The organism is uncultured Anaerococcus sp. (assembly GCF_963510915.1).
Taxonomy (GTDB): Bacteria; Bacillota; Clostridia; order Tissierellales; family Peptoniphilaceae; genus Anaerococcus.
This window is the reverse complement of record NZ_CAUPHG010000076.1, coordinates 1-7,935: the sequence shown is the minus strand read 5'-3', so window position 1 is coordinate 7,935 and position 7,935 is coordinate 1. Positions and strand designations below refer to the sequence as shown.

Annotated in this window: 5 protein-coding genes, 1 pseudogene and 1 other annotated feature; of the genes and pseudogenes, 1 reads left to right on the top strand and 5 read right to left on the bottom strand. The window is 34.0% G+C overall.

The window, feature by feature from the left end:
* A pseudogene (locus tag RQ893_RS06955) lies at positions 1-185 on the top strand (pyridoxamine 5'-phosphate oxidase family protein); the annotation flags it as partial.
* 181 nt (positions 186-366) lie between these two features.
* Here the strand turns inward: RQ893_RS06955 and argH are convergent.
* The 5 genes from argH to RQ893_RS06930 form a co-directional block, all read right to left on the bottom strand.
* On the bottom strand, positions 367-1,737 hold the full coding sequence (gene argH / locus RQ893_RS06950; protein ID WP_311482327.1) for an argininosuccinate lyase: 1,371 nt from the start codon (positions 1,735-1,737) through the stop codon (positions 367-369).
* The gene (locus tag RQ893_RS06945) at positions 1,738-2,979 is read right to left on the bottom strand and encodes an argininosuccinate synthase (protein WP_311482326.1); all 1,242 of its coding nucleotides are present in this window, start codon (positions 2,977-2,979) and stop codon (positions 1,738-1,740) included.
* A gap of 77 nt (positions 2,980-3,056) precedes the next feature.
* Positions 3,057-3,285 (bottom strand) — a binding site (T-box leader).
* A gap of 331 nt (positions 3,286-3,616) precedes the next feature.
* On the bottom strand, positions 3,617-5,182 hold the full coding sequence (locus RQ893_RS06940; protein WP_311482325.1) for a hypothetical protein: 1,566 nt from the start codon (positions 5,180-5,182) through the stop codon (positions 3,617-3,619).
* A gap of 2 nt (positions 5,183-5,184) precedes the next feature.
* A complete protein-coding gene (locus tag RQ893_RS06935; protein WP_311482324.1) occupies positions 5,185-6,258 on the bottom strand; it encodes a glycosyltransferase in 1,074 nt (357 codons plus the stop codon).
* Positions 6,259-6,453: 195 nt separating this feature from the next.
* Positions 6,454-7,497 carry a hypothetical protein gene (locus RQ893_RS06930; RefSeq protein WP_311482323.1) on the bottom strand — a complete coding sequence of 348 codons (1,044 nt, stop codon included), beginning with the start codon at positions 7,495-7,497 and terminating at the stop codon, positions 6,454-6,456.
* Positions 7,498-7,935: the final 438 nt, after the last annotated feature.

Sequence of the window (7,935 nt, the reverse complement as noted above, 5' to 3'; positions counted from 1 at the left end):
AAAGAGAAGACAACAAGGGCTTTAGGATTGTAGGTACAGCCAAATCTTATACAGATGAAGAACATATGAACCTAGCCAAGGAAAAGGCTGGAGTTATGCCAAAGGCTGCAGCAGTAATTATCAATGTAGAAAAAATCTACACCCTTGATTCAGGCCCAATCGCCGGAAAATTATTAGAAGTTTAATTCCCATATTTATTAATAGTTCTACAAAAAGTTCTGGTGCGTGAAATTCATGCACCAGAACTTTTTTATATCTTAATTTTCTCTTATTATTTTTAAAGCTATAGTGGATTACTAACTTTATTTTATGATAATTTCTGTATTTTAGATAATAAAAATTTCCAAAAAATTTTCGTATTTGAAATTAAGAAATTTTTTCTTCTACATAGGCAATTTGCTTTAGGACTTCTTCTGGAGCCGGCCCACCTTGGGATTTCCTATTTTTTAGGCAAGTTTTTAGGTAAATGGCATCGTAGATGTCTTTTTCAAAAAGTTCTGATTCTTTTTTATAGATTTCTAAATCAAGATCTTCTAGGGTGAGATTTTTCTCTATGCCGTATTTTACAAGTCTTGCTGCTATGTGGTGGGCATTTCTGAATGCTTGACCTTTTTTCACCAAATAATCTGCCACATCAGTCGCATTCAAAAATCCAACCTTGCATGCTTCTAGCATTTTTTCTTTATTTACGGTGAGACTTTGAATTTGATCCGCCATAATTTTTAAGCAAGATTTTACTGTATCGATGGAATCAAAGATAAATTCCTTATCTTCCTGCATATCCTTGGCGTAGGAAAGTGGCAATGCCTTCATCATCGTAAAGACCCCGTTCATGTTTCCAATAAGTCTTGCACTTTTTCCCCTAATTAACTCTGCCATGTCCGGATTTTTCTTTTGAGGCATAATTGATGAGCCTGTGGCAAATTTATCGTCGATTTCTATGAATTTATAGGCTGGACTTGCCCAATTTATGATTTCCTCCGCAAGCCTTGAGAGATGAACTGCAATTATGGATAAAATCGAAGAAAGCTCCATTACATAGTCCCTATCGCTTACAGCATCCATAGAATTGCCCATAACAGAATCAAAGCCGAGTTCATCTTTCACAAAATTCCTATCAATGTCATAGGTCGTACCGGCTAGGGCGCAGGCTCCGAGTGGGAGTTCATTTAATCTTTTGATATAATCTTCCATCCTAGATATATCTCTCAAATTCATAAAGGAATATGCCATTAAATGGTGGGCAAAACTTACTGGTTGGGCGGCTTGAAGGTGGGTGTAGCCTGGCATTAGGGTCTCTGTGTGATTTTTGGCAAGATTGGTTATGATTTTACCATAGTCTTTCAAATATTTTATTATTTCCAAGCCTTCTCTTTTTATATAAAGCTTTAAATCAGTTGTAACTTGGTCATTTCTAGACCTAGCTGTGTGCATCTTTTTGCCAACTTCCCCTACCTCAGAAATTAAAGCTCCTTCTATAAAGGTGTGAATATCTTCGCAAGTCATGTCGATATCTAGGCTCTTTTCTTTTAAATTTTTTTCTATTATTTCAAGACCTGCTATAATTTTTTTCACTTCATCTTTACCGATAATTCCTTGTTTGCCAAGCATTTTTACATGGGCAATTGATCCAGTAATATCATCAAAAACCAATCTCTTATCTATTTTTATCGAGGAATTAAAGTCTTCTGCGTCCTTATCTAAAGATCCGTCAAGCATCCCGCTCCAAAGTTTCATCTATTTTTTCTCTCCTTCTTTCATGGCCTTTGCATAAATTTTACTTGATAGGCCAAATAAGTTTATAAAACCAGTGGCATCTGATTGGTTGTAAACATCGTCTTCCTCGAAGGTTGCGTATTCTTCTAGATAAAGAGAGTTTTCTGCAAATATACCAGCTGGCTGCATAGCACCCTTGTAGAGTTTGACCTTAACCTTGCCTGTCACATTTTCCTGGGTTTTTTCTATAAAGGCGTCCATGGCTTCCTTTAAAGGTGTCATCCACTTGCCAGCATAAACAAGTTTGGCATAATCAAGTGCCATTTTTTGCTTGTATTGTAGACAATCTGGGTGAAGTGTGACTGTTTCTAGTTTTTCGTGGGCAAAGTAAAGCACACTAGCAGCTGGATTTTCGTAAATTCCCCTAGATTTCATGCCAACCATCCTAGATTCAACTATATCGTCAATGCCGATTCCGTGTTTACCAGCAAGGTCATTTAATTTTTTAACCAGGTCAGAGCCTTTTAATTTTTCCCCATTTAAGGCAATTGGTTTACCCTTATAAAATTCTATTTCAACCATTTCTGCCTTATCAGGAGCTTTTTCTGGTGGAGTTACCCAGTGAAGAATTTTCTCCAAATCTGCAGGATTTTCTGGATCTTCTAGGTCAAGGCCTTCGTGAGATAAGTGCCAAATATTTTCATCCATGGAATAATCTTGATCCTTGGTGAAATTTAGGTTAATACCGTGGTCCTTAGCGTAGGCTTCTTCCTCGCTACGTCCCTTTATATCCCAGAACCTCCAAGGAGCAAGGACCTTCATATCTGGAGCTATGGCCATGATTGATAGTTCAAAACGGATTTGATCGTTACCCTTACCTGTGCAACCGTGAACTATCAAATCTGCCCCCTCTTTTTCTGCCACATCTACTAATACTTGTGAAATTAAAGGACGGGCTATAGCAGTACCTAAAAGATAAACATTTTCGTATTTTGCCCCTGCCATTAAGGATTTAAAACCATAGTCATCAATAAATTCGTCTTCTACATTGATATTATAAAACTTACTCGCACCAGACTTTATAGCCTTTTCTTCCATGGCCTTAGGATCTTTTACTTGACCTAAATCAACTGACACACAAATGACTTCATTAGCCCCATTTTCCATAAGCCAAGTTACCATCACAGATGTATCAAGACCTCCAGAATAGGCTAAAACTACCTTTTTTGCTTCCTTTAAAACTTCATATTCATTCTTTATCATATTTTTCTCCCTAAAATTTTTTCTCAAAACTAGTCATTTGTGTCGCTTTTTCGATAATAAAAAAAGCCTCCGTCCCAAAAAGGGACGAAGACTCGTGATACCACCCATATTCATCTATTTCTCACAAAATAGACCTCTTCAAGTACTAACATACTCTAACTCTGTAACGGGAGTGCCCGTATAAATCTCCTTGTATCGACCTATAAGCTCTGAGGTTCTTTTCACAATCTCTTAACTTCTCCCCTCACACTCTACGGGATTCGCTGTAAGCCTCAAGAAAGCTACTCTTCTCTTCAACACTTTTTCTAACTAATGATTTGATTGGTTATATTGTAACCCGGTTTTTATCCTTTGTCAAATAACTTTCCGCAAAGATTTTAAAAAGTAGTCTAACTTGTTGTAATTTCCATAGTTTAAAAGCTATGTGTTTTTAATTAAAATCCATCATTTTTTATATTTATGAAAATATAAACTGGCAGTTTTTATAATTCTAACCTGCTTGTGGGAGACTGCTTTATTTTTCTATTAAGCTTTCTCAATAATGACCTATGAAAAAAATTTTCAAAACCCCAAGCAAAAAAAGACAAGGAAACATAAATTCCTCGCCTTTTTTACTTAAATTGTTATTTTAAAATCCCTACTTGGTCAAATCTATAAAATAATCAAAGTCGGATTCCTTATATTTTTTCTCATCTCCAGGAAAAGTGTCCTTTACCTTGCTTGTATCAAAGGTGAACATTGCTGCCCTGGTGAAAATCCTTGTATTATCTCTTTTTTCAAACTTTATCAAGATATTTTTTCCCGGTTCGATATGGTCTTTATTCTTTATCTCTATTAGATTTTCCCTAAAGCTCCTTTCAGGAAGTCTTATCTCCTCAGGAGCCCTTATAATAAAGCTTGCAAATATTAACAAGGAGACTGTAAATATTTTTACAAATATTCCTTGGTAATTTTTGTTTACTACATAAAGGCTTATTAGTAATAGGTATATATGAATAGTTCTTACATACCTGTCATAGCATGCGAGTCGTCTAATCTCCCCTGCATCCATACTTGTCAAATACATAAAATAATTGCCTATTTGATAGAAGGCATAAACAGTAAAAGTATAGACAATAAGGCCGATTAATTTTTTCTTATCTAGGCATACAAAAACCAAAATAACCAAGCCAATTAACAAGGCCCACATTAGATAGTCAGTTCTAATATTTCTTAGGAAATTTTTTGTAAAATCATCAACCAAGTCCTTACTATTTTCTAGGCCAGACTTGTAAGATGACAAACTTATAGAGTGTCTGCCTGTATTTTCAAAATTGTTTTTTATATGGTTTGCCCAAGACCTATTAGCTAAAACAATGCTTGCTATACTAAGCCCTACTAGGTCTAATCCGTTTTTGCCAAAGGATATTAGCATATATATTAAAATAAAAGCTGCCAAAACTAGGGCGGAATTCTTTATATACACCAGGCTTACAAACATTGGTATCAAAAAAAATTTAAGCTTTCGCTTATCATTGTCGTCTTTGATATAATCTATAAATACAAAGATACCAAAAGATGTGGTCGCTAGTATTGTATCTACCAAAAGACCGTAGGGTCTAATATTATAGATAAGGGCAAAAATTATTACCAGTATCCCTATCAAATAGTCTAGGATTTTTCTTTTTACCGCTAGAAAATAAGTAAAGGCTCCTGCTAAAGTAAAAATAGCATTAGCAAGCATCATATGGCTTTCCGCATACCCTATAGGTCTTACTAGCCCGTAGATAAAATACGCCCCAGTTTGAGGATAGGACTTAAAGTCTATAACTGTATCAAGTACTGTATTTATGGCATCTTTTTTTATAAGTAGCCTTGAAATAGTTGCCCAATGAGAAAATTCATCATATAGCAAGAAAATCTTATCCCTAAGATAGAAGGCTAAACATATAATAGCAACAAAAAATATTAGGTATTTTGGAAAAAAATCCCTATAAAGATCCGGATTTTTAAAACTTCTTATAAAATAGTAAAGGCCAATAATATTTGTGATTATTATACTTATAAACATTAGGCTAAGCCTAGCACCTAATGCTATGATAAAGATGTATGAAGTAGCAAGTACAAAAGGAATCAAACTAATATCTAGACTAAATTTAGCTCTTAGCCTATGGCTATATCCTAGGAATGATAGAAGAATAATTAGTAAACCAGCTATTCCCATCTTTACTTCCTCCTGTTAAATATATACTTATCTTGTATTTTAAATGACAAAATAAATATAAAAGTATCAACAAGAATCTTTATCACAGATGTATCCATATTTATCTTTTTAAAAATATTGTCAACCAAAAATGCTGATAGGATTAGTTGAACAAGCCAAAGCGAAAAATACCTAGCACGAACAGTCCTATTGTGGCTGGCATCCTCAAAAACTAAATTCTTGTTTATGACGAAATTAAATATGCCAGAAATAACCCTGGCTACAAAGGTTGATATCCATATAATCGGGGAATAATTATTTATAAACTTAGCTAAAATCTTAAACAAAATCCTAAACATACTAATATCAACTAACCAAGATGATATTGATGAAATAAGAAACTTAAAAAAAGTTTTAAAAATAACCCTGTATATTTTAAAAGAATCCATTAAAGGTCTAAAGTGGGTTTCCTTATTGTCATTATAATAGATTGTTTCTATTGGGATTTCCTTAATATTTTTATCTGTTTTTGAAGCGTTGATGAGCATATTTATCTCATACTCAAACCTCTCCCCATCTAGGTCTAGAAAATCCTTCAAGTAGGATCTAGGTATAGCTCTAAGCCCTGTTTGGGTATCCCTAATCTTATCCCCAAAAAACAAATAATAGATAAGGCTGGTAAGTTTGTTACCATACTTACTTTTTGGAGGAACATTTTCCCTATCAAAATCCCTTGAACCTAAAACTAGACAAGCTTCTTTGTTTTTCTCAAGGTGTTTTACTATTTTTAAGATATCATCTACCCTATGCTGACCATCAGAGTCTGCACATATGACATAAGAAAACTCATCATAGCTAGCTAGGATGTAATTAAAGGCATTTTTCATAGCCCTACCCTTGCCAAAATTTTTGACATGGGTAAATACGTCAATCCCATCTTCTTTATACTTATTAAAATATTTTTTATAGCCTTCATCTGACCCATCATTAACTAAAATAATTTTTTCAAATCCCCTTGCCCTAAGGTCGTCAACATAAGATTTAAGTCGATCTTTGGGTGGATTTAAGGCTGGTATTAATATTATATAATCTTTCATTATTTTTCCTCATCTCTGCTTATCTCACTATACCATTATTTTTAACTTTAAGTATCTAATATAAAAATACTATTATCTCTGTATATTATTATACAATTATATAGATTTTAAAAAGCCCGATGAAATTCATCGAGCCTTGCTTAATATTATTTTTTTATCCACCTTTTTATATTCATGACAATATCCAAGGTCTACCTAGAATTCTAATTTCATAGATGATAAAGCTGAAATATTTCTAATATTTCCTATGAAAGACCTTAATATTACCAAAAATTCATCCTCAGAAATACCAGAGGATTCTACCAAATATTCATTATCCAAATCTTTAAACTCTGCCCTATATAAACCTCCCTCTTTATAGGAAGAAAGTAGCATTTCTTGGCCATAGAAATTAGAGATTTTTTTATCTTTCAAGGAATAATCGCTTAGGATTTTTCCATCCTTGCCTGCCATCTGGAAGAGAATTTGTGAATCGCCCCTAGTTAAGTAAATTTGAACAAATAATCTCTTATCATAGGCGCCTGATTTAGACTTGCCCAAGACTTCTGTTGGCTTATCTAGCTCATAGCCATCAAGATTAGCCACTAATTTCTTTACTAAATTTCCACCATCCTTATCAGCAAGGTCTCTGGACTTAGCATCTATTTTCTTGCTTGAAACTCCCTCATTAAAAATAATTTTATCTTCTGCCCCACAAGAGACGATTTTTTCAAAGCTTAGCTCAGGCTTATAGATCATTTTCAAAGTCTTTTCATTTGTGAAATCCTCATCGCGAAGACCCAAATAATCGAAAAAGTCACGAACTAGTTGGAGAGTTTGGGCCCCATTTTCATAAAAATCTAGCCAATTCTGTTTGGTAAATCTGCCGAAGACAGGATCATTCATTGATTTTACTTCCTTCCACTTATCCATACGGTCTTCGCCAAACTTATAAATTTCTATCAAAGTTTGGTAGTGGATATTGTAAAGCTCAATTAATTCCTTTACTTCTTTTCTTTTAAGGACTTGGGCCTTTTCCTCTTCGCTAATTTTTCCTACTTTGCTTTCACCAAAAGGATGAACTTGTCTACCCTTTGTCACGCCAAAATGATATAAGGCTGGCAAATACATGCCATCTTCGTAGGTGTAATTTCCTTTTAAATCAGAAGGAAGGTCAGAGTCTTCTTCTTTTGCAAAGACACTTGCATTTGGTATCAAAAATACAAGGGCAAGGGCTCCTGCCAAAAATTTCTTTTTCATTATTTCTCCTTTCTATGATTTCCAAACGTTTTCTTATTATAAATATACCCCTTTTTTGGTTTCAATAATTAAATACCACGATAAAGTAAGATTTATTTGACAAAAGTCCTCCCCTAGTGTTAAATAGTCCTATGGAAATAAAACTTACAATGAATTCTAGTAGGAAGAGCCTGGAATGGTTTTTTTGAAATTACACTTTCATTTTGTTTAAGGCAAGCCAAACTGCCTGTGTTTGGCAACGAGTATAAAAAAAGCTGGTACCGCAAGTCTTTGCGCTTTTATGCTCTTTTTTTGTGCCTATTTTGGATTTGAAATCTTTTATTCTTAGGATTTCTCACTTGCGTTTTAAATTACAGCAAAATATAAGAAAGGATAAATTATGAAATTTACTTACGAAAAAGAATACGATAATGTTTTTGATGAGCTTGTTGACCGTGG